Source organism: Lysobacter sp. S4-A87 (genome assembly GCF_022637455.1).
Lineage (GTDB): Bacteria > Pseudomonadota > Gammaproteobacteria > Xanthomonadales > Xanthomonadaceae > Lysobacter_J.
The window spans coordinates 1,719,644-1,743,038 of record NZ_CP093341.1; the positions used below are offsets into that span (position 1 = coordinate 1,719,644).

Sequence of the window (23,395 nt, forward strand, 5' to 3'; positions counted from 1 at the left end):
GAGCCGATCAAGAGCAACGTCCATGGATCCCCGCCTTCGCGGGGATGACGGCTTCCAACGCAGACCGGGCAACGAAATGCCGAAGCGTCGTCCGCCGGGTCGGCCCGCCCCTCCGCAGGAATCGGCCCGCAACTTCGCAGGCAACGGCCCACAAAATGAAAGAGCCGCCCAAAGGCGGCCCTTCCAATCGCACGACAACAGGGCAATCAACCCAGCCCGCGCGCAGCCTCGACCACCTTCTCGACCGTGAAGCCAAACTCCGGGAACAGCTTCTCCGCCGGAGCCGACGCACCGAAATCGTCAATGCCGATCACCGCACCGTCCAGGCCCACGTACTTGTGCCAGAAACCCGTCACGCCCGCCTCGATCGCCACCCGCTTGCGGCAATCGCGCGGCAGCACCGACTCACGGTATTCCGCATCCTGGCGATCGAACACATTCGTCGACGGCATCGACACCACGCGCACCTTGTCACCGAGCTGCGCCGCCGCATCCATCGCCAGGCCCACCTCCGAACCAGTCGCGATCAGGATGACCTCCGGCGCACCGTTGGAATCCTTCAGCACATAACCACCGCGCGCGATGTCGGCCACCTGCTGCTCGTTGCGCTGCTGGTGCGCCAGATTCTGGCGCGAGAAGATCAGGCAGCTCGGACCATCGCTGCGCAGGATCGCCGCCTTCCAGCATGCCGCCGACTCGACCGCATCGCACGGACGCCACAGATCGTTGTGCGGGATGTAACGCAGCGACGCCATGTGCTCGATCGGCTGATGCGTCGGACCGTCCTCGCCCAGGCCAATGGAATCATGCGTGTAGACATGGATCGCATGCGCACCCATCAGCGCACTCATGCGCACCGCATTGCGCGCGTAATCGCTGAACACCAGGAACGTCGCGTCGTACGGAATGAAGCACTCGTGCAGGCCCAGACCGTTGCTGATCGCCGTCATCGCGAACTCGCGCACACCGTAATAGATGTAGTTGGCGTTGGGATCGTCGGTCGCGACCGACTTGCTGCCCTTCCACAGAGTCAGGTTCGAATGCGCCAGGTCGGCCGAACCGCCGATCAGTTCCGGCAGCAGCGGCGCGAAAGTCTCGATCGCCATCTGCGACGCCTTGCGTGAAGCAATCACCGGACCTTCGGCCTGGAGCTTTGCGATGTAAGCGTCGGCGGCCTCGACGAAGCCCTCCGGCAGCGCACCGCTGGCGCGACGGGTCAGCTCGGCGGCCAGCTCCGGGTACTGGCTCTGGTAGGCCGAGAACAACTGGTCCCATTCCTGTTCGCGCTGCACGCCGGTGCTGCGCACGCGCCAGCCGTCGTAGATCGCTTCGGGAATCTCGAACGGACCGTACTCCCAGCCCAGCGCCTGGCGGGTGGCGGCGACTTCGTCCTTGCCCAGCGGCGCGCCGTGCGAAGACTCCTTGCCGGCCTTGGCGGGCGAACCGTAACCAATGGTGGTGCGGCAGCAGATCAGGGTCGGCTTGTCGGTCGACTTCAGCGCCGTCTCGATCGCGGTCTTGATCTCGTCGGCGTCCTGCCCGTTGACGCCACGCACCACGTTCCAACCGTAGGCCTCGAAGCGCGCCGGCGTGTTGTCGGTGAACCAGCCGTCGGTGTTGCCGTCGATCGAAATCTTGTTGTCGTCCCAGAACGCGACCAGCTTGTGCAGGCCCCAGGTGCCGGCCAGCGACGCGGCCTCGTGCGAGATGCCTTCCATCAGGCAGCCATCGCCCATGAACACCCAGGTGCGGTTGTCGACGATCTTGTGCTCGGGCTTGTTGAAGCGCTGTGCGAGCAGCTTCTCGGCGAGCGCCATGCCGACGGCATTGGCGAAGCCCTGGCCGAGCGGACCGGTGGTGGTCTCGATGCCCGGCGTCATGAAGTTTTCCGGATGGCCCGGGGTCTTGGAATTGAGCTGGCGGAAGTTCTTCAGCTCATCCAGCGACAGGTCGTAGCCCGACAGGTGCAGCAGCGCGTACTGCAGCATCGAACCGTGGCCGTTGGACAACACGAAGCGGTCGCGGTTGAACCAGTTCGGGTTGCTCGGGTTATGGCTGAGGTAGTCGTTCCACAGCACTTCGGCAATATCGGCCATGCCCATCGGCATACCCGGGTGGCCGGAATTGGCGGCCTGCACGGCGTCAATGGCAAGGAAGCGGATGGCGTTGGCTAGTTCGCGGCGGCTGGGCGTCGTCATGGCGTCGGGGCGGGGTCTTCGGCTGCGGGGAGGGGCCCATGCGGAGACCTGGCGATCGAAGCCTGGCCGGGCGGGCCAGCCATTGTCCCATTGACACGCCGCCCTGTCGCCCCGGCTCGGCGCCGGGGGCGGGACAGACCTGTGAGGAGCCGGAGAGGCCGGCCAGGGAGGGGCCGCCGACCGCCCCCCCCTGGCCGCAGACTTCAGGCCGTCGCCGGCTCGGCCGGCACTTCCGCCGGTTCGCCACGCGATACGACCGTGGCGAGCATGAGGTCACCGGTGACGTTGAGCGTCGTCCGGCACATGTCGAGGAAGCGGTCGACGCCCAGGATCAGGCCGATGCCCTCGGGGGGCACGCCGACCATGCCGCAGATCAGCGCCACCACCGGCAGCGAGCCGGCCGGGACGCCGGCCGTGCCGATGCCGCCCAGGATGCAGACGAACATCACCGTGGCCTGCTGCACCAGGGTCAGCTCGACCCCGAAGAACTGCGCCAGGAACAGCACCGTGACGCCCTCGAACAGGGCGGTGCCGTTCTGGTTGGCGGTGGCGCCCACGGTCAGCACGAAGCGCGACACCCGCCGCGGCAGGCCGAGCTTTTCGTCGGCCACGCGCAGCGCGGTCGGCAGGGTGGCGTTGGACGAGGCCGTGGAGAAGGCCATCACCATCGCTTCCTGCACGCCCTTGAAGAACTTCATCGGCGAGTAACCGCCTGCGAACTTCAGCACCAGCGAATAGACCACGAACATGTGCAGCGCCAGCGCCAGCACCACCACGCCGACGTAGGCGCCGAGGCTGCCGAGCAGCTCCCAGCCGAACAGCACCGCCAGGTTGAACATGAAGCAGAACACCGCGTACGGCGCCAGCTTGATGACCATCCCGATCAGCGTCATCGACACCTCGAACAGGCCTTCGATGCCGCGCTGCAGGGTTTCGGTCGCCTTGGTCCGGGTCAGCACCAGGCCGATGCCGAGCATCAGCGCGAAGAACATCACCGCCAGGATGGTGTTGTCGGCGGCGGCCTTGACGATGTTGTCGGGGACGATCGCCATCAGCATGTCCAGGCCCTTGGGCTGGACGTGGGTGCTGCCGACGATGGCGCTGGCGCGCTCGGAGCCTTCGCTGAGCAGCTGCTGCGCGCGCACCGGGTCGACGCCGGCGCCGGGCTGCAGCCAGTTGACCAGCAGCAGGCCGAGGATGACCGCGATGCCGGACACGACCACGGTGTAGCCCAGCGTGCGCCAGCCGATGCGGCCCAGCGCGCGCACGTCGCCCATTTCGGCCACGCCGATGACCAGTGCCGAGAACAGCAGCGGGATCACCAGCATGAAGATCAGTCGCAGGAACAGAGTGCCGGCGGGCTGGGTCACATAGGTCGTGAACGTCTTGACCCACCCGGTGTCGGCGCCGACTCCGTAGTGCACGACCAGGCCCAGCAACAGGCCGGCCACGAAGCCGATCGCCATTTTCCAGTGCAGCGGCAGCTTGCCTTTGCCGGCGCTGGTGTTCGAATCACTCATCCTGCAACTCCTCCGGGAACCGCGCGAGCTTAGCAAACCGCCCGGCGGCACCCGGAATCACCGGGTGTCGGCAGCAAGTGCAGACAATGGCCGACCTGGTGGCGCCGGCGGTCGCGACTCAGGCGCCGCGGCCTCCGGACGGGTTCAGCGGGCTTGCCGGGCCGGCCGGGTAAAGCGGCGGCAGCGGCGAGGGACTGTCCGCAGGACGTTCGCGCCAGCGCGGACCCGACGCGAACACCTTGCGCAGCGCCTGCCGCGCGGCCACGCCGTCACCCCTGCCCCAACGCGCCCGCTGCAATGCCTGTACTGCATCGCGTTGATCGTCGTCCGCCAGTCGCGCGATGACATCGTCGAGATCGCGCGCACGCGGTTGCGCGGCCGCGCACAGGGCATCGGCGACGTCACCAAGCGCACCGCGATCGAGCGCCTGCCTGAGGCCGATAGCGCCCGAAGCGGTCGGCCGTGCCGATCCGCCCGGTGTACTTTCACCCGCCGTCGCTTCTGCCGCCGCGCGCGCGTCGCCACGATGCAGGCCCCAGACCAGCGTGAAGAGCCACAGGGCGGCAAACAGCAGCGTCGCCAGCACCCAGCCGCGGCTTGCGCCCTGGATCACCTGCAGCGGTGAGCCGGCGTCGGCGACCACTTCGGCGGGTGCCGCCGGCGAAGCCGTCACTGGATCCGGGGTAGGCGTCGGCGCGGCGGCCGCCGGCAGTGCCGTCCATGACAGTGCCGGCAGTGTCGCGGTGCGGACCATGCCGGCGCGCACGTCCCACCAGCTCAGGCGCATGCCGCCCAGGTCGACCTTGCCCGTGCGCGAGGGCACCAGCGAGAAGCGCCGTGTCAGCTTCGCCCGCGGCCTGCCGTCGACAAAGCGCTCATCGGCCTGGACCGGTTCGGCGAACACCTGCACGCCCGCCATCGCCGGCAACTGCAATTCCGGCATCTGCGCGGCGGTGGCGCCATCGGCGGTGGCCTCCACCACCAGCGTCGCCGCGGCGCCGGCGCGCAGCTCCTGCGGCGTGGACTGGTAACGGAGCTGGAGGTCCTGCAACGGCAACCACGGCTGCGGCGCATCGGCCGGCACCGGCCGCACCTGCAGCACGCGCGGCGCGGACTGCGCCTGCAGCGCGCCACCATTGCCACCGAACAGGTCATCGAAGAAGCCACCGGCGCCACGGCCTTCGAAGCTGGCCGGCGGAATCGTCAGCGCGCCACTGCGCTCGGGCACGAGCAGGAAGCGGCGTTCGACCACGCTGTAACGACGCCCACCGACATCACGCTGGTACTGGGCGTCGTCGCCGACGCGCTGCAGCGAGGCACCTTCCGGGGCGGGCTGATCAAGCTGCCCCGAAACCAGCGGCGCGGCCGAATACAACCGGACCACCCAGCCGACCGACTGCTGCACGTACGGGTCTGCGTCGTCGGCTTCGCTCTCGATGAACACATCGTCGCCGGCGCGGGCCGGCGTGCGTCCGCTTGTGGGCGTGACCACCAGTGGCAACGGTTGTGTCCGCTCGCTGCCCAGACCCAGGGCGGGCACGGTCAATACACCATCGCGTCGCGGCCGCAATGCGACTGCGTAAAGCGTGCGCATGCTGTTGCGACCGTTGATGCTTTCGAACTCGCGTCGGCTGGTGTGGCCGCTCACCGAAAAGTCGGCCTGCAGTGGCGCGTAGTCCGGCTCGGCGGCGGCGGCCGAAGTCGTTTCGATGTTGAGCGTGACCGTTTCCCCCAGGGCGATGCGATCACGGTCCAGCCAGGCGCGGGTCTGCGCCGATGCCGCCAGGCTCATTGTCGACAGCAACAACCAGATCACCACGCGCATCAGCGTGCGTGGCAACAGGTACCGATGGTTGCTCTGCTTCGTTGCCTGCGTGACTGCACTCATGGCTGACCCTGGCCCTCCGTGAGCCGGCGTTCCTGCTCGATCCGGAATTTCTCGCGCAGCAGGCTGCCCGGATCATCGGGCACGCGTCGTAACCAGGCCTCATTGGCCAGGCGTTGCTCGCGCTGCTGCGGCGTTTCGTTGGCCTGTTCGGCACGGCGCCGCGGCTCTGCCTGGCCGTTACGCTGTTGCTGCTGCAGGGCGCGTTGCATGCGCTCGCGCTGGGCGGCATCGGCCTGGCGCTGGGCCTGCGCATCGGCGGGCTTGGCCGCCTGCTGTTGCTGCGCGGGTTGCCGATCCTGCTGCGGCTTGCCAGGTTTCGGCGGTGGCTGACCCGTGCCTGCCTGGCTGGACTGGCTGCCCGGGGAGGTCTGCCTTCGCTGTGGCTGCCCCGAGTTCGATTCGTCCTTGGACTTGGACGACTGCCGCTTCATCGCCGCTTCGACCGCACGCTTGTTGGCCATCGCATCGTCCATGCCGGGACGTCGCTTCAGTGCTTCGTCATAGGCCGCGATCGCCTGCGGATACTGCCCCGCCTTGGCCAGTGCGTTGCCGCGGTTGTAGTGGGCATCGGCGCTGTCGGCACCGCCGAACAACGTCGCCGCCTGGGGGAAATCGCCGCGGCGGTAGGCCTGCGAGGCCTCCTCCATGTGCGCATGCTCGACCTGGTCGGCGCGCCGCCACAGCTCCGCCGCACGTGCCTGCGGAATCGGCCAGGCGAAGCACAGCGCCAGCACGAGCATTGCCGCGCGCCGGCGGAACGCGAGCAGCGCCAGCAGCATCAGCGGCGGCAGCAGCCAGTAACCCTGGTCCTGCCACGCGCGCGCCCTGCCCTTGGCGACGCCGGCATCTTCCTGCCCGGGATCGAGGATGCCCAGCTTTCCGAGGTCGTCGTCGCCGGCTGCGATCCCGGCATACCCGCCGTCACCGGCGGCGGCCATCGCACGCAGCGACGCGGCATCCAGGCGCGCCTGGCCGAAGCTGCCGTCGCTACGCCGGTATGGCGCGCCGGCCGCGGTTCCGATGCCCAGTGCGAACACGCGGTAGCCCTGTCTGGCCGCGCGCGCGGCGGCGTCGCGCGCCGCGTCGTCGGACTGCGCGGTGAGCACGACGATGTCGCCGCGATCGAATCCGGCGCGCCGCAGCAACTGCACCGACCAGTCGATGGCGCGATCGGCGCGCTGGCCATCGACCGGCATCACGTCCGGCGCGAGTGCATCGAGGAACAGCGCCACGTTGGCGACGTCCTCGGTCAACGGCGCGACGGTGAACGCATCGCCGGCGTAGGCGACCAGCGCCACCTGCCCGGCGGCACGCTCGCGCAGCAAAGTAGAGATCTTCGCCCGCGACTGCGCCAGTCGCGATGGCGGCACATCCGCAGCCGTGGCCGCACTCGACAGATCGAGCGCGATCACCAATGGCGCCCGGCTCTGCCACAACGGTTGTGGCGTCTGTCGCCAGCTGGGCCCGGCCAGTGCCACTACTGCGATCGTGTAGGCCAGCGCCGCCAGACCGCTCGTCCAGCGTGTGCGCACGTCGGCGCGCTGCGCCAGCAGGTGCGGCAACAGGTGCGCATCGACGGCACCGCGCCAGGCACTGGCGCGACGACGGCGCAGTTTCCACAGCCACGCCAGCAGCGGCAGCGCCAGCAGCGCCCACAGCCACTGCGGTCGCAGCAGGTGCAGCGCCGCCATGTCGACGCCGGCGAGCGCGTTCATGCCAGCCTCCGTCGCGGCCAGGCGAAAGCGAGCAAGGCACACGCCAATGCCGCCGACAACGGCCAGTAGTAGCGCTCGATGCGCGGGCGCAGCGCCTTTCCCGGTTGCGCGATGGGTTCGATCCGGTCGATCTCGGCGTAGATGTCGACCAGCTGCGATGTGTCACGCGCACGGAAGAAACGGCCGCCGGTGGCCTTGGCGATCGCGCGCAGGCCCGGCTCGTCGATCTCGTCGCCGGCACCCGGCATCGGCATTGGCAGGCCGAAGAACGACATCGAGCCCTCGCTGCCGAAGGCGATGGTATGGATGCGGACGCCTTCGGCGCGCGCGATCTGCGCGGCCTTGGCCGGTTCGAGCAGGCCGGCGGTGTTGACGCCGTCGGTCAGCAGCACCAGCACGCGCTGCTCCGCCGGCCGCGACTGCAGGCGCTTCACTGCCAGGGCGATGGCATCGCCAATGGCGGTCTCCTGCCCGGCCAGGCCGATGACGCTGTCATTGAGTTGCTCGCGCACCGAGTCGAGGTCGAGCGTGAGCGGCGTCAACGCATAGGCACGGCGACCGAACACGATCAGCCCGACACGATCGCCATAGCGACGATCGAGGAAATCGGCGAGCACGGCCTTGGCGGCGGTAAGCCGGTCGACGGTTCGACCGCCCAGGTCCATGTCCGGCTCGCGCATGCTTGCAGACAGATCCAGCGCCAGCATCAGGTCGCGCGCGACCTGCGGCGGCTGCACGGGTTCGCCCAGTTGCTGCGGGCGCGCCGCAGCCACGCACAGCAGGACCCAGCCCAGCCAGACCAGCACACCGGCGCGGCCGCCAAGGCCGCCGCGTCGACCGGCAGCGGCGACGCGTTGCAGGCGGTCGCCGTACGGCACCTGCAATGCCGCCGCGGTGCCGCGCGCGGGGGGCAGCAACCATCGCGCCAGCAAGGGCAGTGGCAACGCCAGCAGCCACCAGGGCCAGGCGAATGCGTCGGCCAACCTGATCAACGGCGCCAGCAGTGCGTCGATCATGCCGCGCCCATCCACTGCAGGAAGCGCGAACGCGCCAGCGGTCGTAGCGCGTGCACGTCGGCCGTCGTGACGTCACGCCGGTATCCGCCATCGAGCAGCAAGCGGCCATGGCCGCGGCTGAAGTCGCTGTTCGCCGCCGCGCGTGGCTTCGTTGCGGAACCGGCATCGAGGAACGCCAGCCACGCTTCGCCCTGGAGGCGATCAGCATCGGCATCATGACGGCGCGCCGCGCGGCGCAGGAGCTCCGACATGGCCGCCACCTGTGCGGCCGGCGAGCCTGCGGCGTCGACGCTGCGATCGAACAGCTCGGTGATGGCGCGACGACGACTGCGGCGGCGCAGCACGGCCCACGTGACCGCTGCGCACAGCAGCAGCACCGCGGCGGCCAGCAACCACCAGCCAGGCGCCGGCGGCCACCACGGCGGCGCCGGGTGCGAATGGATGTCGCGCAGGACCAGTGCGTTCGCGCCCATCACGCCACCAGCGGCCGGTTGCGGCCGAGCAGGGGCAACCAGGCTTCGCTCGCCATCTGCGTCGACAGCGCCTGCACGCGGACGCCTGCGGCGGGCAGTTGCGCCAGCACCTGCTCCAGTGGACGCGCGAACTCGTTGCGCCAGGCCTGCCGTTGCGCGGCCGAGGCCAGGTCGAGCTCGATGCGGGTCTGGCCATGCTGGAACGGCAACGGCGATTTTGGTGGCGCGTCTTCGAGTGGATCGGTCAGCAGCAGCACGATCACTTCATGGTGCTGGGAAAGTGCGGGCCAGCGTCGCTCGGCGATGGCGGCCACGCTTTGCGGATCGGCCAGCAGCAGCAGGCGCGAGCCAGGCCGCAGCAATCGCTGGGCGTGGTCCAGTGCGACATCCAGGCCGGCATCGTCCTGCGGCGGCCGCGTGTACCAGCGCACCAGCGCGTCGAGCACGCGCAATGCACCGCGGGGTCCTGCGGCCGGCGCCACCGGCGCCTCGACACGGCTGCCGCGCAGGGCGGCGATCCGGTCGCCATCGCGCACGCCCGCCCATGCCGCGATCGCGCCCGCGCGCGCCGCTTGCACCGACTTGAAACGCACCCGCGTGCCGAAGTAGAGCGCCGGCGCGGTGTCGGCGACGATCAGGCTGAGCCGTTCGCGCTCGGCCTGGAACAACTTGGTGTGCGCACGACCGGTGCGCGCCGTCAGCCGCCAGTCGATATGGCGCGCGTCATCGCCGCCGGAGTACTCGCGCGACTCAGCGTATTCCATGCCGCGGCCACGCAGCGGCGACAGTGCCTGGCCGCTGACGCCGAAACGGCCGCGGCGTGCCTGGCCGTGCGCGGTGACGGCGGCACGCAGCACCACCAGCTCCGCCAGCGTCGGCGTGATGCCGTTGGCCGAGGTCGCATCGTCGTCGCCTGCGCGCATCGAAGTCATCGCATCCACTCCGGGCCGGCGGCTCAGGGCAACGGCACCCGCTGCAGCAGTTCGGCCACCAGGCGATCGCCGTCCCAGCCTTCGGCCGTGGCCTCGTAACTTGGCAGGATCCGGTGCCGCAACACCTCAGGTGCCACCGCGCGGACGTCGTCCGGGGTGACGAAGTCGCGGCCGGCCAGCCAGGCGTGCGCACGCGCGCATCGCTCCAGCGCGATCGATCCGCGCGGACTGGCGCCCCAGGCGATGCGCCGGGCCAGCGCCGGGTCGTAGCGGCCGGCGTCGCGCGAGGCCAGCACCAGTTCGATCAGGTAACGCTCGACCGGCGGTGCCAGGTGCAGTTCCAGAACCGCAGCGCGCGCCGCGAACACGTCCGACAGCGGCATGCGCTCGACCGGTGCCGCCGGCGCATGCAGGGCGACGCGGGCGCGCTCGCGGGCAAGGCGCAGGATCTCGGTCTCGGCGGCGACTTCGGGGTAGCCGATGCGCACGTACATCAGGAATCGATCGAGCTGGGCCTCCGGCAGCGGGAAGGTTCCTTCCTGCTCGATCGGATTCTGCGTCGCCATCACCAGGAACAGCGCCGGCAGCGCATAGGTCGCGCGGCCCACGGTGACCTGGCGTTCGCCCATGGCTTCGAGCAGGGCCGACTGGACCTTGGCCGGAGCGCGATTGATTTCGTCGGCGAGCAGGATCGGATGGAAGATCGGCCCGGGCTGGAACTCGAAGCGTCCTTCCTGTTGCCGCCAGACCTCGGTGCCGGTCAGGTCGGCCGGGAGCAGGTCCGGGGTGAACTGGACCCGGGCGAATTCGGCGTCCATGCGTGCCGCCATCGCGCGGATGGCGCTGGTCTTGGCCAGGCCCGGCGCGCCTTCGACCAGCAGATGGCCGTCGGCCAGCAGCGCGATCAGCAAGCGCTCGATCAGCGCCGCCTGGCCTACGATCTCGACGGAAAGCGCCTCGCGCAGGGCGCGGAAGGCATCGTGTACGCGGGGCAGATCGTCGCTGCGGCGGTCCATGGGGGTCTCGAATGCGGGGCCGGACCAGTTTGACCGAAGATTGGCAACAGGGTTCAGCAGCGCGATCACCCATTCAGCGAAAGGCCACCCGGACGCCACTGCCATCCCTACAAGCAGAAAGCCCGGCTCTCGCCGGGCTTTCCGTCATACAGTTGGATCGGGCTGCTTGTTCGAGAGCTTAGCGCTGCTCGACCCTGAGCACCTTCGGCGTAACCATGATCAGCAGTTCGGCCTTGTCCTTGTTGCGACCCTTGCGCTTGAACAGGTTGCCCAGGAACGGCACGTCGCCGAGGAACGGAACCTTGGCAATGTCGCTGCGATCGCGAAACTCGTAGACGCCGCCGACGACCACGGTCTGGCCATCCTGGACCAGCACGGCGGTGTTGACCTCGCGCTTGGCGATCTGCGGCACCTGGCCAATCGACGTGTTGGTGAAGCCCTCGACCTCGTCCTTCTTGACGTTCATGTTCAGGAACACGCGGCCGTCGTGGGTGATGGTCGGGGTGACCTTCAGCTCCAGCAACACGTCCTTGAACTGCACGTTCGGGATCGGAATGCTGTTACCACCCTGCTGCGGCGAGATCGTCACGTAACCGACTTCCTGGCCCTGGCGGATGACCGCCTCGCGCTGGTTGCTGGTGACGATGCGCGGGTTGGAAATCACCTCGCCCCGGCCTTCTTCCTGCATCGCTGACAGCTCGACATCGAGCAGGTAACCGGCGTTGAGGATCGAAAGCGCCAGTGCGCTGGGCGCGGTGACTGACGCGGCAGGCAGGTTGCTCATCAGAGAACGCGTGACATCGAAGGCGTTCGCACCGCCCTGCACCGCCTCCGCACGCGAGTTGGCGTTGGCCGACGATGCATCGGTATTTCCACCGAAGCCGACCGAGCTGCGGTCACCCGGCTTGCCGCTGGCGCCGCTGATGCCGAACTTGGCACCGAGGTCGCGGGCGAAGGTATCGGTGGCGATGACGACACGAGCTTCGATCAGCACCTGGTCGACCGGGCGGTCGATCACGTGGATCAGCTCCTTCATCTGCGTGATCTTCTTCGGGATGTCGCTGATCATCAGCGTGTTGGTGCGTTCGTCGGCGACCAGGCGACCACGCGACGACAGGAAGCCGCTGTCCTGGTTGTTGCCGCTGGAACCGCCACCGGTACCGCCGCCGCCGATGCCCTTGGCTTCGGTCAACGCCTTATAGATCTGGGTGGCGTTGTGGTAGTTGATCTGCACGTACTCGGTCACCAGGTCGACGCGGCTGTCGATCGCGATGCGCGCGTCTTCCTTGTCCTGCTCGTACTTGGCGATCTCGGGCTGCGGTGCGACCCACACCACGTTGCCGCTACGACGCTTGTCCAGGCCCTTGGCCTGCAGGACGATGTCGAGTGCCTGGTCCCACGGCACGTTCATCAGGCGCAGCGTGATGTTGCCGGTGACCGTGTCGGAGGCGACGACGTTCAGGCCCGACTCTTCGGCGATCAGCTGCAGGACGGTGCGAACCGGGATGTCCTGGAAGTTGAACGTGACCGGACGGCCGCTGTAGGCACGACCACCGGTGGCGGCGGGCTTGCCGTCGACCGTGGCGCCCACGGCGCGACCGGTGGCGGCCCCCGTGCGCGGCACGATCTCGACGATGTACTCGCGGCCGGTCTGGTAGGCCATCGACTCGAAGTTGCCGCTGGTGTTGAGCACCAGCTGCATGCCCTTGCCGCTGGCACGGGCGTCGATGCGCTGCACCGGCGTGGCGAAGTCGACCACGTTCAGCGGCTTCTGCAACGAGGCAGGCAGCTGTGCGTTGCCGACGTCGATGACGACGCTGGAGCCCTGGTTGCGCAGGTCCGGCGCGGCACCGTCGCCGCTGAACTTCACGACCAGGCGGCCGGAGCCGTCAGTGCCGCGCTTGAAGTCGATGTTGGACACCGCGATGGTGCCCGGCAACTGCTTGGCCGGGTCGGCGCTGGCCGCTGGCGCTACCGTCGCCGGTGCAGTGGCAGGCGCCGGTGCGGCGGCGTGGACGGCGCTGAAGGCGGCAATTGCGCCGACCATCAGACCCACCGACCCGCTGCGCAAGAGCAGCGGGCGACGGGCCGGTCGCGTGCGTGTGTTGAAAACGGTCATCGTTGCTATCCCCCAATCCCTATTGATCTTCCAACGCGACCGTGGCCGGGCGTTCCAGCCATCCACCCGCGCCGTCCGGCACCAGTTCCACCAATTCGATGTGGTCTTCGAACACGCCGGTCACCCGACCGTCGCTCTGCCCCATGTACGCGCCGGCCTGGACCCGGTAGGTCACCTTGTCCGGCGCCATCACCAGCGCCACGACACCACCGCCCTTGCCCAGCGTACCGACCATGTCGAGGCTGTCGAGCGGGAACTGCTCCAGCGTCTGCTTGCGGCGTGCCGAATCCGGACGCGGGCCGTTGCCGCCATCTTCGTCGGTAAACGCTGTGCTGAACGGATCGCGCATGGCGTAGGCGTTGTATTCGAAAGTCTCGAACTGCTGCATCACCGGCAGCGGGTCCAGCGGCGGCGCCGGACGGGCCTTGACCTCGGCGATCCACTTTTCCAGGTTCGGCGACTCACCAGGCGTGCTGGTGATGCCGCGCGAGCAGCCTGCCAGGACCAGGGCCACGGCCAGCATGGTCAGTGCTCGTCCGGACAGGGCATGCGGTGCCGCGCCTTCACGAATGGTTGCGCGCATCTCAGGTCCCCCCCTGCTTGCCGTCGGTCGCCGCGGCCGATTCCTGCTTGGCGACCTCATCCTCGTCGAGATAGCGGTAGGTCTTCACCGTACCGGCCAGCTCGAGCGGGCTGTTGGGCGTGATTGCGGCACCGGCTTCCCTGCTGCGCGGCTTCAGCGAGATGTCGTGCATGGTCATGATCACCACGCGCGGCAGCGAAGCCACGCCGCTGACGAATCCGCCGAACTGGTGGTAACTGCCCACCATGCGCAGCGCGATCGGCTTCTCGGCGTAGAACTCCTTGGGCTGCTCGGCACCAGGCTGGAACAGCTCGTTGGTGATGCCGGTGGCCAGAGCGGTCTGCGAGATGTCGACGATCAGGTCGGGCATTTCGGTCTTGCTCGGCAGCTGCCGCAGCATCTGCTGCAGCTGCTGCTCCATCTGCGCCAGCTGCTGCTTCAGCGGCTCCAGGTTGGCGGCACGGCCCTGCTTGGTTTCGTACTCGGTACGCAGGTCGGCTTCCTCACGCTCCAGGCCTTCCAGTTCGGTGCGCTTGTCGCTGACGAACAGGTACCAGGCCAGGCCGACGATCAGCGCCGCGATGAGGACGCAGAAGCCCATCTTGGCCTGCTGCGGCCAGGAGCCGATGTTGTTGAAATCGAGTTCGTTGAGCTTGATGGATTTCTTCTTGCTCATGACGCCGCTCCCTTGGTCGGCGCTGCAGCCGGCGCCGTCGGCGCGTTGGCGGGGGTCGCTACCGGCGCGGCGGCCGGAGTGCTTGCCGGTTGTGCGGTGGCTGCGCCCGGTGCCGGTGCGGTCGGTGCCGCGCCCGCAGGTGCGGTGCCGGTACCGGCCGCGGTGGCATCAGCCGCCTGCGCGATCTGCGAGGTAGACGCCGCCGGTGCGTCCGGCACGCCGTCGCCATCCTCGTCCTTGGGCGCGTTCGGGTTGGCCAGCTGGACCTGCAGCTTGAACTCGTACGGCAGGCCCTTGTCGCCACCCTTGGCTTCGATGATCGACAGGTCCGGGCTGGTCATCCAGCCAGAGCCTTCCAGGTTGCGCATGTAGGTACTGACGCGGGCGTTGGACTGGGCGCGACCTTCAAGGGTGAGGGTCTGGCTGTCCTGCTTGATCGAGGTCAGCACGGCGCCGTCGGGGATGGTGCGCACCAGCGAATCGAACAGGTGCACCATCTGCGAGCGGTTGGCCTGCAGTTCTTCGATCACTTCCTTGCGTGCGAGCAGCTTGGACTTCTTCTTGTCGAGTTCCTCGATCTCCGCGATCGCCTTGTCGACCTGCGCGATCTGGTCGCGCATGTAGGTGTTGCGTTCGTTCTGACCGTCAATCTGGCCGTTGTAGTAGCTGATGATCACGAACGACAGCAGCACCGCGCCCAGTGCCGCCATCGCGAACATCACCGCGAATTCCTTCTGGCGGAGCTTGCGGCGCTCTTCGCGCCATGGGAGGAGGTTGATGCGTGCCATCAGTCGAAGCTCCTCAGGGCGAGGCCACAGGCGATCATCAGCGCCGGCGCGTCCTGGGCCAGGGCGTGCGCCTGCACGCGCGGCCCCAGGGTCATGTGGGCGAGCGGGTTGGCGATGGTGGTCGGCACGCCGAGCTGCTCTTCGACCATCTCGGCGATGCCGGCGATCGAGGCACAGCCGCCGGCCAGCACGATCTGGTCGACGCGGTTGAATTCGCTGCCCGCGTAGAAGAACTGCAGCAGGCGGCTGATCTGCTGGACCATCGCCTCCTTGAACGGCTCCAGCACTTCGGCGTCGTAGCTCTCCGGCAGGCCGCCCTGGCGCTTGGCCAGTCCGGCTTCCTCATAGCTCAGGCCGTAGCGGCGCATCACTTCGTCGGTGAGCTGCTTGCCGCCGAACACCTGTTCGCGTGCGTACAGGCTGCGGCCGCCGCGAAGGACGTTGAGCGTGGTCATGGTGGCGCCCGAGTCGACCAGGGCCACCAGGCCATCGCGCGGACCACCGAGCTGGTCGGCGACCAGGGCGAAGGCGTTCTCGAGCGCGAAGGCTTCGACGTCCATCACCTTGGGCGTCAGGCCGCCGATCTCCAGCGCGGATGCGCGGACCTCGACGTTCTCCGAGCGGGAGGCTGCCAGCAGTACCTGGAGCATGTCCGGGCTGCCCGGCATCGGACCCAGGACCTCGAAGTCATGGTTGACCTCTTCGATCGGGTACGGGACGTAATTGACCGCCTCGAGCTCGACCTGCGACTCCAGGTCGTCATCGTCCAGGTCGCCCGGCATCGAGATCACCTTGGTGATGACCGATGAACCGGCGACCGCGGCGGCGGCGTGTTTGGCCCGCGTGCCAGAGCGCGCCACGGCGCGCTTGATCGCCTGTCCCACCGCCTCGACCTCGACGATGTTCTTTTCGACCACGGCATTGGGTGGCAGCGGTTCAACCGCGTAATGCTCGACGCGGTAGCGGTTGCCGGCCCGGGAGAGCTGCAACAGCTTGACGGCAGTCGAACTGATATCCACGCCGACGACTGCCGGCTGGCTTTTTGTGACGATCCCCACGGTATTCTCCCCTTGTCACAGGCGCTTACGTGCGCTTCGTGTGACCCCGCTTTAAATATCGAAGTTTGCGCAGCATGGCAACCGTTTAGTTCGGAATTGCCTTACTGCGTCACTTTCCGCCCCTTCAACGGCTGGCCAGCCCTGCCCCGTCTGGCCCGTCCGCCCCGCCCTTGCCCCGCTCAAGTGCCTTTCCCCGGCTCATCTATACTCCACGGCCACTACACCCGCAATCGGAACCTGCCTTGATGCCCCGTTTCCGCCGCCTGCTGCGCTGGGCGCTGATCGCGTCCGCCGGCCTGGCCCTGCTCGGCGCCATTGCCCTGGGCACCCTGTACTACCTCGTTGCCCCCAAGCTACCCGACGTCGAGACCCTGCGCACGGTCGAGATGCAGGAACCGATGTACGTCTACGCCAGGGACGGCCGCCTGATGGCGCTGTTCGGCGAGACCCGGCGCTACCCGATCTCGATCCAGGACGTCCCGGACCGGCTCAAGCAGGCCTTCATCTCGATCGAGGATGCGCGTTTCTACAAGCATCACGGCGTCGATTTCAAGGGCATCGCGCGCGCTGTCTGGCTGCTCGCCACGACCGATGCGCGTCGTGTTCCCGGTGGCTCGACCATCACCCAGCAGGTCGCGCGTCAGTTCTTCCTCAGCAACGAATACAGCTACACGCGCAAGCTCGCCGAGATGCTGCTGGCGATGCGCATGGAGCGCGAGCTGAGCAAGGACGAGATCTTCGAGCTGTATCTCAACAAGAGCTTCTTCGGCAATCGCGCCTACGGTGTCGGCGCGGCCGCGGAGTTCTATTACGGCAAGAAGCTGGGCGAGCTCACGCTCGATGAAATGGCTTCGCTCGCTGGAATTCCGAAGTTCCCGTCCAGCGGCAATCCGCTGAGCAATCCCGAGCGCGCCAAGGAACGTCGCGACTACATCCTGCAGCGCATGGCCGACCTGCGTTACATCAGCCAGGCCGAGGCCGACCAGGCCAAGGCCGCGCAGATGCATGCCACGCCGCACGAGCGCCCGGTCGAGGTGTACGCCCCGTACGTGGCCGAGATGGTGCGCCAGGAAATGGTCGCCCGCTATGGCGCCGAAGCGCTGACGCGCGGTTTCCACGTCACCACGACGATCGATCCGACCCTGCAGGCCGCCGCCGACCAGGCCATCCGCGATGGGCTGTCGGTGTACGACCGCCGCCACGGCTGGCATGGCGTCGAACAACATTTCGACCTCGCCGCAGGTGAGGATGCAGCGTCGCTGCGCACGCGCCTGCGCGGCATTCCGGCGCAGGCCTCGCTGCTGCCGGCGATCGTCACCGGCAGCAATGGCAGCCAGGTGCAGCTGGTGCTGGCCGATGGCAGCCAGATCGAGCTAGGCCCCAACCAGGGCTTCGGCGGACGCAGCCCGGCCAGCCTGGTCAAGCGTGGCGACCTGGTGCGCGTGCTGCGCACCGAGCCGGCCCCGGCCAAGCCCGGCCAGACCGGCCCCATGCCGGCGCCGACCTACCGCCTCGACCAGGTCCCGCAGGCCCAGGCAGCGCTGGTGTCGCTTGAGCCGGGCAACGGCGCACTGCGCGCCCTGTCCGGTGGCTACAGCTTCGCCGGCGCCAAGTTCAACCGCGCCACCCAGGCGCGCCGCCAGCCGGGTTCGAGCTTCAAGCCGTTCCTGTATGCCGCATCGTTCGAGCGCGGCTTCAATCCGGCGTCGGTGGTGCTGGACGCGCCGGTCGTGTTCAAGGACCGTCGCGGCCACATCTGGCGTCCGCAGAACGACAGCGGCAATTTCGCCGGCCCGATGCGCCTGCGCGAGGCGATGGTGCAGTCGCGCAACCTGGTGTCGGTGCGCCTGCTCGACGCCATCGGCGTCGACTACGCGCGCAAGTACATCAGCCACTTCGGCTTCGACGAAGCCGAACTGCCGCCGAACCTGTCGATGTCGCTGGGCTCGGCGTCGCTGACGCCGATGTCGGTCGCGCGCGGTTTCTCCGCCTTCGCCAATGGCGGCTTCCGCATCACGCCGTGGTTCATCGACGAGGTCAAGGACCGCGAGGGCGCGGTGGTGTTCAAGGAAAAGCCGGCCATTGCCTGCCCGGCCTGCGGCGGTACCGGCGGTGCCAGCAGGGCGGTGCAGACCTCGACGGTGGTCGACGGCTTCAACCTGGGCCCGAATGCGACACCGGCCGCGCCGGTGGAGGCCAAGCCGAAGGACGAGCCGAAGAAGACCGAGATCGACACCAGCAAGCTGGTGCTGGCGCCGCGCGCGATCGACAGCCGCATCGCCTACCAGATCAACTCGATGCTGCGCGACGTCGTCCTGCGCGGTACCGGCACCGCGGCCAAGGTGCTCGAGCGCGAGGACGTCGGTGGCAAGACCGGTTCGACCAACGATCACCGCGACGCCTGGTTCTCCGGCTTCGGTGGCCCCTATGTCACCACCGTCTGGGTCGGCCGCGACAACTACAAGTCGCTGGGCTACCGCGAGTACGGCGGCAAGGCTGCGCTGCCGATCTGGATCGACTACATGCGGGTGGCGCTGAAGGACCAGCCGATCTCGCTGAACGAGCCGCCGGAAGGCATGGTCAAGGTCTCGGTTTCGGCCAGCGGCGCACTGGTGCCGGGCGAAGGCGGCGGCATCGTCGAATGGGTCAAGGCCGAGGACCTGGAGCGCATGCAGAGCTACGTCGACTACGGCCCGGCCGAGACGGCGCCCGCCGAGGAAGAGTTCGACATCTTCTGAGCTGCCCCGCCAGCAAGCCTCAAACGACGCCGGGTTCGCCCGGCGTCGTCGTTTCCGGTGGACGGGATTGGTTCATGCGGCATGGGCAGAATGGAGATCGCCGATACACCCGAAGCGGTAACTTCCAGGCCCGATGAAACGTGCTAGGTTGCCGCTGCCGGTGCAGATACGGCCGCGGCGCAACCGGTCGCCGACGTCGTGCCAGATGCGGAGGTTGTCATGCCCCACGCCCGACAGCACGCCAACCTGCATGCGCAGACACGCACCCGCGAACGCCGCCACCGCCTCGCCCACGAGGCCGCCCGGCTGATGGCCGAAGGCGGCATCCGCGACTACCACCAGGCCAAGCTAAAAGCGGCCGAGCGGCTGGGCATTTCCGACGACGCCTCATTGCCGCGCAACCGCGAGATCGAGGAAGCGCTGCGCGAGTACCAGCGCCTGTTCCAGCGCGAGAACATCCCGGCATTGCGCCGTCGCCGCGAGTCGGCATTGCGGGCGCTGGAGTTCTTCAAGTCGTTCGAGCCGCGCCTGGTCGGCCCGGTGCTCGACGGCACCGCCGACACGCGCAGCCCGGTGGCATTGCACCTGCACAGCGACGACCCCGATGCCCCGCCGCGCTTTCTCGAACAGCACGGCATCCCGGCCGAGGCCCGCAGTCGCCGCCTGCGCCTGGACCGCGAGCGCGCCGGCGATTTCCCGGTGTGGGTGTTCAGCGCGGAAGACATCACCTTCGACCTCACCGTGATGCCCCTGGACATCCTGCGCCAGGCGCCGTTGTCGAGCACCGACGAGAAGCCGATGAAGCGCGCCAGCGCGGCGCAGTTGCGGCAGTTGCTGGCCGACGACGAAATCCACGACTACGAGAACGGCGGAACGTCGCCATAAGGATCCGTAGCCCGGGTAAGCGAAGCGCACCCGGGGTATTGGGCGCACATACCCCGGGTGCGCTTCGCTTACCCGGGCTACCGGCGGGTCAATGCACCGCGGAATCCGAACACGTTCAGTTCGATCACCACGAAGGCCACCAGCCACAGCAGCGCGTCCCAGGTGTCCAGCCAGGCCGCGTGCGGATCCTGGCCGCCGATGCCCATCGCCGCCCAGGTCAGCATGAACCCGACCAGCGCAAGGTAGAGCAGCGAGGCTGCGACGCGGCGCAGGCGGTGCAGGCGAAGCGCGGCCGGCGGAAGCCGGACCTCCAGTTCGAGCAACGCGATCACGCCCAGCCAGACCACCTCGTTGGCGAAGTCCAGCCAGACACGCTCGAGCGCATAGCCGACCACGGCAACCACGACGGCCACAGATGCCAGTGCGCGCACGCCGTGCAGCAACGGCAGCCAGCGACGCGGCAACGGCCAGCCACCGGTCTCCCACTCGAACAACAACAGCAGCACGAACCAGGCCGCCGTATCGATCAGCTCGGTGACCCGGCCATAGAGCGCGTACAGCACGACATCGCCGGCCAGCAGCGCATAGACCAGCCATTTGAAAACGACAAAGCCGCGGTGTGGCCGCGGCTTTGTCGTTGCGTCGGCGCGAACGCCGGCCATGTGCGCGGGCGACGCCTCAGCGCTTGCCGGCGTCGACGTAGTCGCGCTGCGGCGAACCGATGTAGATCTGGCGCGGACGGCCGATCTTGTTCTCCGGATCGTTCTGCTGCTCCAGCCAATGCGCGACCCAGCCCGCGGTGCGGGCAATGGCGAACATCACCGTGAACATCTCCACCGGGATGCCGAGCGCCTTGTAGATGATGCCCGAGTAGAAATCGACGTTCGGATAGAGCTTGCGCTGCACGAAGTACTCGTCCTTCAGCGCCGCCTCTTCCAGCTTCATCGCCACTTCCAGCAGCGGATCGTTGACGCCCAGCTCGCCCAGCACCTTGTGGGTCATCTCGCGGATGATCTTGGCGCGCGGATCGAAGTTCTTGTAGACGCGGTGGCCGAAGCCCATCAGGCGGAAGCCCGACTCCTTGTCCTTGGCCTTGGCGACCGCCGAACCGACGTTCTCCGGACGGCCGATCTCCTCGAGCATCTTCAGCACGGCTTCGTTTGCACCGCCGTGCGCCGGGCCCCACAACGCGGCAACGCCGGCGGCGACGCATGCGTACGGGTTGGCACCGGTGGAACCGACCAGGCGCACGGTCGAGGTCGACGCGTTCTGCTCGTGGTCTGCGTGCAGGATGAAGAGCAGGTCCAGCGCCTTGGCGGCGACCGGGCTGAGCTCCAGCGGCTCGCTCGGCACTTCCTTCATCATGTGCAGGAAGCGCGTGGTGTACTCGAGGTTGTTCTTCGGATAGCGCATCGGCCAGCCGATCGAGTAACGATGGCAGGCAGCGGCAATCGTCGGCACCTTGGCGATCAGGCGGATCGCGGCCAGGCGGCGCTGCTCCGGATCTTCCAGGTCGAGATCGTTGTGGTAGAAGCTCGCCATCGAGCCGAGCATGCCGACCAGCATCGCCATCGGATGGGCGTCGTGGCGGAAGCCGTACAGGAACGTGCGGAAGGCCTCGTGCATCATCGTGTGATGCGTGACTTCGTGCTCGAACCTGGCGAACTCGCCCTGGTTCGGCAGCTCACCGTTCATCAGCAGGTAGGCCACTTCGAGGAAGCTCGAATGCTCGGCCAGCTGGTCGATCGGGTAACCGCGGTACAGCAGCACGCCGGCATCGCCATCGATGTAGGTGATGGCCGACTTGCAGCTGGCGGTCGCGGTGAAGCCGTTGTCGTAGGTGAAAGCGCCGGTTTCCTTCGGCAGCTTGGCGATGTCGATGCAGGGCTGGCCGAGGACCGGGTGGTGGACCGGCAGGGTCACGGTCTTGTCGCCAGCGGTCAGGGTGACCTGGTCGAAACCGGGTTTGTTCGAATCGGACACGAAACACTCCTCAAGTCTGCATGCCTGCCGACGGGCAGGCCGGGCACGAGTGGGCCACGAATGGGCACGGGGTCACGGCGGAACTCGGCCGGACCGCGATAGTGAATTATCGCACAACGCCCTGGAGCCAAGGCTCGGACTTTGGTCGGCTTGCACCGCCTGGCTGCAACGGACCGTCGCGCGCGTGCGGCCTGGCCGGTGCTGCCAGTATCTCGGCCGGAGCCGATCTGGTCAGCCGCCCCAAGGGCTGGCGCCAATGGCCAGAAACGGCAACGGCCGCCTTTCGGCAGCCGTGGCTTGTGTCGTCTGGGCCGCCGCAGGCGGGACCCTGCCCCCGGCAGAGCGCTCCACGCAAACGGCAACGGCCGCCTTTCGGCAGCCGTTGTTGCAAACAGATCCTGGCTTCGCCGACTGCCCTTCGGCAGCCATTGCTACAGCAGACCCGTCGCGTCGCTCGCCATGAACTTCCGGCAAAGCCGTGCCTGCGGCACGGCCCGGAAAATCACTTCTGGGCGTAGCGCTTGCGGAACTTGTCGACGCGACCGCTGGTATCCATGATCTTGTGCTTGCCCGTGTAGAACGGGTGCGAAGCCGAGCTGATGTCGACCTTGATCAGCGGATACTCATTGCCGTCTTCCCACTTGATCGATTCCTTGCTGCCAAGGGTCGAGCGGGTCAGGAACTGGAAGTCGGTGGTCACGTCTTGGAACACGACTTCGCGGTATTCGGGATGGATGCCGGCCTTCATGGCACTCACCAATCTTTAAGCGGGAAAGCCGGGAAGTATAGCGGCCACTCTGCGTCCCGGCAAGTCCGGATTACGCCCCGCTCAGCTGGCTGCGAGCGCCTCGCGGATCAGGCCGTCCAGGCGTGCCTGCTCGTATTTCAGCAGGATCCGGACCCCGTCCGGCCGGCCGCTCTGGCGCTGCCAGTCGACCACGGTCATGCCGCGGGCGTGGCCATGCCCCAGTTCGATCGCCAACGGACGCGCGGCCGTCTCCACGGCTCCGTCCGGGGCCAGGGCGAAGGCCATGGCGTAGGCGTCGGCCGAATGCCAGTAATCGCCGCGGCGGTCGGCAGACCACTCCCGGGTCTTCTTCGAGATGCGCTCGTAGAAGCGGGCTCGCTCGGAGTCCGCGCCCAGCCATTCCACCACGCGGTCATGGTGCAGGCCGTGGGCGATGGTGCCCTCCCAGTCGGCCAGGTCGATCTGCGCGAAGGCCTCGAACACGATGTGCGCCGCCTCCGGGTCGAAGTAGATGTTGAATTCGGCGGCCGGGGTGATGTTGCCGTGGCCGGTGACCGCGCCGCCCATCACCACCAGGCGCGCCACGCGCTCGGGCAGGGTCGGGTCGAGCTTGAGCGCCAGGGCAATGTTGGTCAGCGGGCCCAGCGCGACCAGCAACAGCTTGCCGGCGTGTTCGTGCGACAGGCGCAGGATGGCCAGCGCGGCATGCTCGGCATGCACCTGCTGGCGCGCCGCCACGTAACCGACATCACCGAAGCCGTCCTGGCCGTGCACGTAGCCCGCATCCGGTGCCGGATGCAGCAGCGGACCGGCACAGCCAACGAACACCGGCACGTCGACGCCGGCGACTTCGCACAGCTTGAGTGCATTGGCCACGGTATGACGCAGGCCGACATTGCCCGCGGCGATGGTCAGGCCAACCACGTCGTGGCGTGGATCGTTGAAGGCCATCAGCAGGGCCAGCGCGTCGTCGACGCCCGGGTCGGTATCGATCAGCAGGGGGATCTTGTCGCTCATGGGCCGATTATGGCCGGGAAGACGTCATGCCTGCACGTCGCG

General features: G+C 67.9%; 19 protein-coding genes. 2 read left to right on the plus strand and 17 right to left on the minus strand.

Annotated features, from left to right (window positions below; translation table 11 throughout):
- Positions 1–206 precede the first annotated feature (206 nt).
- The 13 genes from tkt to MNR01_RS07895 all read right to left on the minus strand — a co-directional run bounded on the left by tkt (position 207) and on the right by MNR01_RS07895 (position 15,982).
- Positions 207–2,198 carry a transketolase gene (tkt, locus tag MNR01_RS07835; RefSeq protein WP_241920353.1) on the minus strand — a complete coding sequence of 664 codons (1,992 nt, stop codon included), beginning with the start codon at positions 2,196–2,198 and terminating at the stop codon, positions 207–209.
- A 203-nt stretch (positions 2,199–2,401) separates the two neighbouring features.
- Positions 2,402–3,718 carry a dicarboxylate/amino acid:cation symporter gene (locus tag MNR01_RS07840; RefSeq protein ID WP_241920354.1) on the minus strand — a complete coding sequence of 439 codons (1,317 nt, stop codon included), beginning with the start codon at positions 3,716–3,718 and terminating at the stop codon, positions 2,402–2,404.
- Between the two features lie 118 nt (positions 3,719–3,836).
- Positions 3,837–5,606, minus strand: coding sequence for a BatD family protein (locus tag MNR01_RS07845; RefSeq protein ID WP_241920355.1), 1,770 nt, complete (start codon positions 5,604–5,606; stop codon positions 3,837–3,839).
- Positions 5,603–7,321, minus strand: a complete 1,719-nt coding sequence (locus tag MNR01_RS07850) for a tetratricopeptide repeat protein (protein WP_241920356.1) — start codon at positions 7,319–7,321, stop codon at positions 5,603–5,605. Before MNR01_RS07850 ends, MNR01_RS07845 begins: the two co-directional genes overlap by 4 nt.
- Positions 7,318–8,337: a VWA domain-containing protein gene (locus MNR01_RS07855; RefSeq protein WP_241920357.1), complete on the minus strand. Its 1,020-nt coding sequence runs from the start codon at positions 8,335–8,337 to the stop codon at positions 7,318–7,320. Before MNR01_RS07855 ends, MNR01_RS07850 begins: the two co-directional genes overlap by 4 nt.
- Positions 8,334–8,810, minus strand: coding sequence for a DUF4381 family protein (locus MNR01_RS07860; RefSeq protein WP_241920358.1), 477 nt, complete (start codon positions 8,808–8,810; stop codon positions 8,334–8,336). The genes MNR01_RS07855 and MNR01_RS07860 overlap by 4 nt, the downstream gene beginning before the upstream one ends.
- Positions 8,810–9,742, minus strand: a complete 933-nt coding sequence (locus MNR01_RS07865) for a DUF58 domain-containing protein (protein ID WP_241920359.1) — start codon at positions 9,740–9,742, stop codon at positions 8,810–8,812. The genes MNR01_RS07860 and MNR01_RS07865 overlap by 1 nt, the downstream gene beginning before the upstream one ends.
- Positions 9,743–9,765: 23 nt before the next feature.
- Entirely contained in the window at positions 9,766–10,758 is a 993-nt protein-coding gene (locus MNR01_RS07870; RefSeq protein ID WP_241920360.1) for an AAA family ATPase, read from the minus strand.
- A gap of 178 nt (positions 10,759–10,936) precedes the next feature.
- On the minus strand, positions 10,937–12,877 hold the full coding sequence (locus MNR01_RS07875) for a type IV pilus secretin PilQ family protein (protein WP_241920361.1): 1,941 nt from the start codon (positions 12,875–12,877) through the stop codon (positions 10,937–10,939).
- 19 nt (positions 12,878–12,896) lie between these two features.
- Complete coding sequence (locus tag MNR01_RS07880) at positions 12,897–13,421, minus strand: pilus assembly protein PilP (protein ID WP_241920563.1); 525 nt, start codon at positions 13,419–13,421, stop codon at positions 12,897–12,899.
- Positions 13,422–13,461: 40 nt separating this feature from the next.
- Entirely contained in the window at positions 13,462–14,136 is a 675-nt protein-coding gene (pilO, locus tag MNR01_RS07885) for a type 4a pilus biogenesis protein PilO (protein ID WP_241920362.1), read from the minus strand.
- Entirely contained in the window at positions 14,133–14,924 is a 792-nt protein-coding gene (locus MNR01_RS07890; RefSeq protein ID WP_241920363.1) for a PilN domain-containing protein, read from the minus strand. The genes pilO and MNR01_RS07890 overlap by 4 nt, the downstream gene beginning before the upstream one ends.
- Entirely contained in the window at positions 14,924–15,982 is a 1,059-nt protein-coding gene (locus MNR01_RS07895) for a pilus assembly protein PilM (RefSeq protein WP_241920364.1), read from the minus strand. The genes MNR01_RS07890 and MNR01_RS07895 overlap by 1 nt, the downstream gene beginning before the upstream one ends.
- Before the next feature lie 245 nt (positions 15,983–16,227).
- Between MNR01_RS07895 and MNR01_RS07900 the strand changes: the two genes are divergently transcribed.
- The gene (locus MNR01_RS07900) at positions 16,228–18,720 is read left to right on the plus strand and encodes a penicillin-binding protein 1A (protein WP_241920365.1); all 2,493 of its coding nucleotides are present in this window, start codon (positions 16,228–16,230) and stop codon (positions 18,718–18,720) included.
- Positions 18,721–18,939: 219 nt separating this feature from the next.
- Positions 18,940–19,605, plus strand: a complete 666-nt coding sequence (locus MNR01_RS07905; protein WP_241920366.1) for a hypothetical protein — start codon at positions 18,940–18,942, stop codon at positions 19,603–19,605.
- Between the two features lie 77 nt (positions 19,606–19,682).
- Here MNR01_RS07905 and MNR01_RS07910 read toward each other — a convergent pair whose 3' ends face one another.
- The 4 genes from MNR01_RS07910 to MNR01_RS07925 form a co-directional block, all read right to left on the minus strand.
- Positions 19,683–20,267, minus strand: a complete 585-nt coding sequence (locus MNR01_RS07910; protein ID WP_241920367.1) for a hypothetical protein — start codon at positions 20,265–20,267, stop codon at positions 19,683–19,685.
- 16 nt (positions 20,268–20,283) lie between these two features.
- Positions 20,284–21,588: a citrate synthase gene (locus tag MNR01_RS07915; protein WP_241920368.1), complete on the minus strand. Its 1,305-nt coding sequence runs from the start codon at positions 21,586–21,588 to the stop codon at positions 20,284–20,286.
- Positions 21,589–22,090: 502 nt separating this feature from the next.
- On the minus strand, positions 22,091–22,336 hold the full coding sequence (locus MNR01_RS07920; protein WP_158734120.1) for a type B 50S ribosomal protein L31: 246 nt from the start codon (positions 22,334–22,336) through the stop codon (positions 22,091–22,093).
- 81 nt (positions 22,337–22,417) lie between these two features.
- Positions 22,418–23,353, minus strand: a complete 936-nt coding sequence (locus tag MNR01_RS07925) for a nucleoside hydrolase (protein WP_241920369.1) — start codon at positions 23,351–23,353, stop codon at positions 22,418–22,420.
- Between the last annotated feature and the right edge of the window lie 42 nt (positions 23,354–23,395).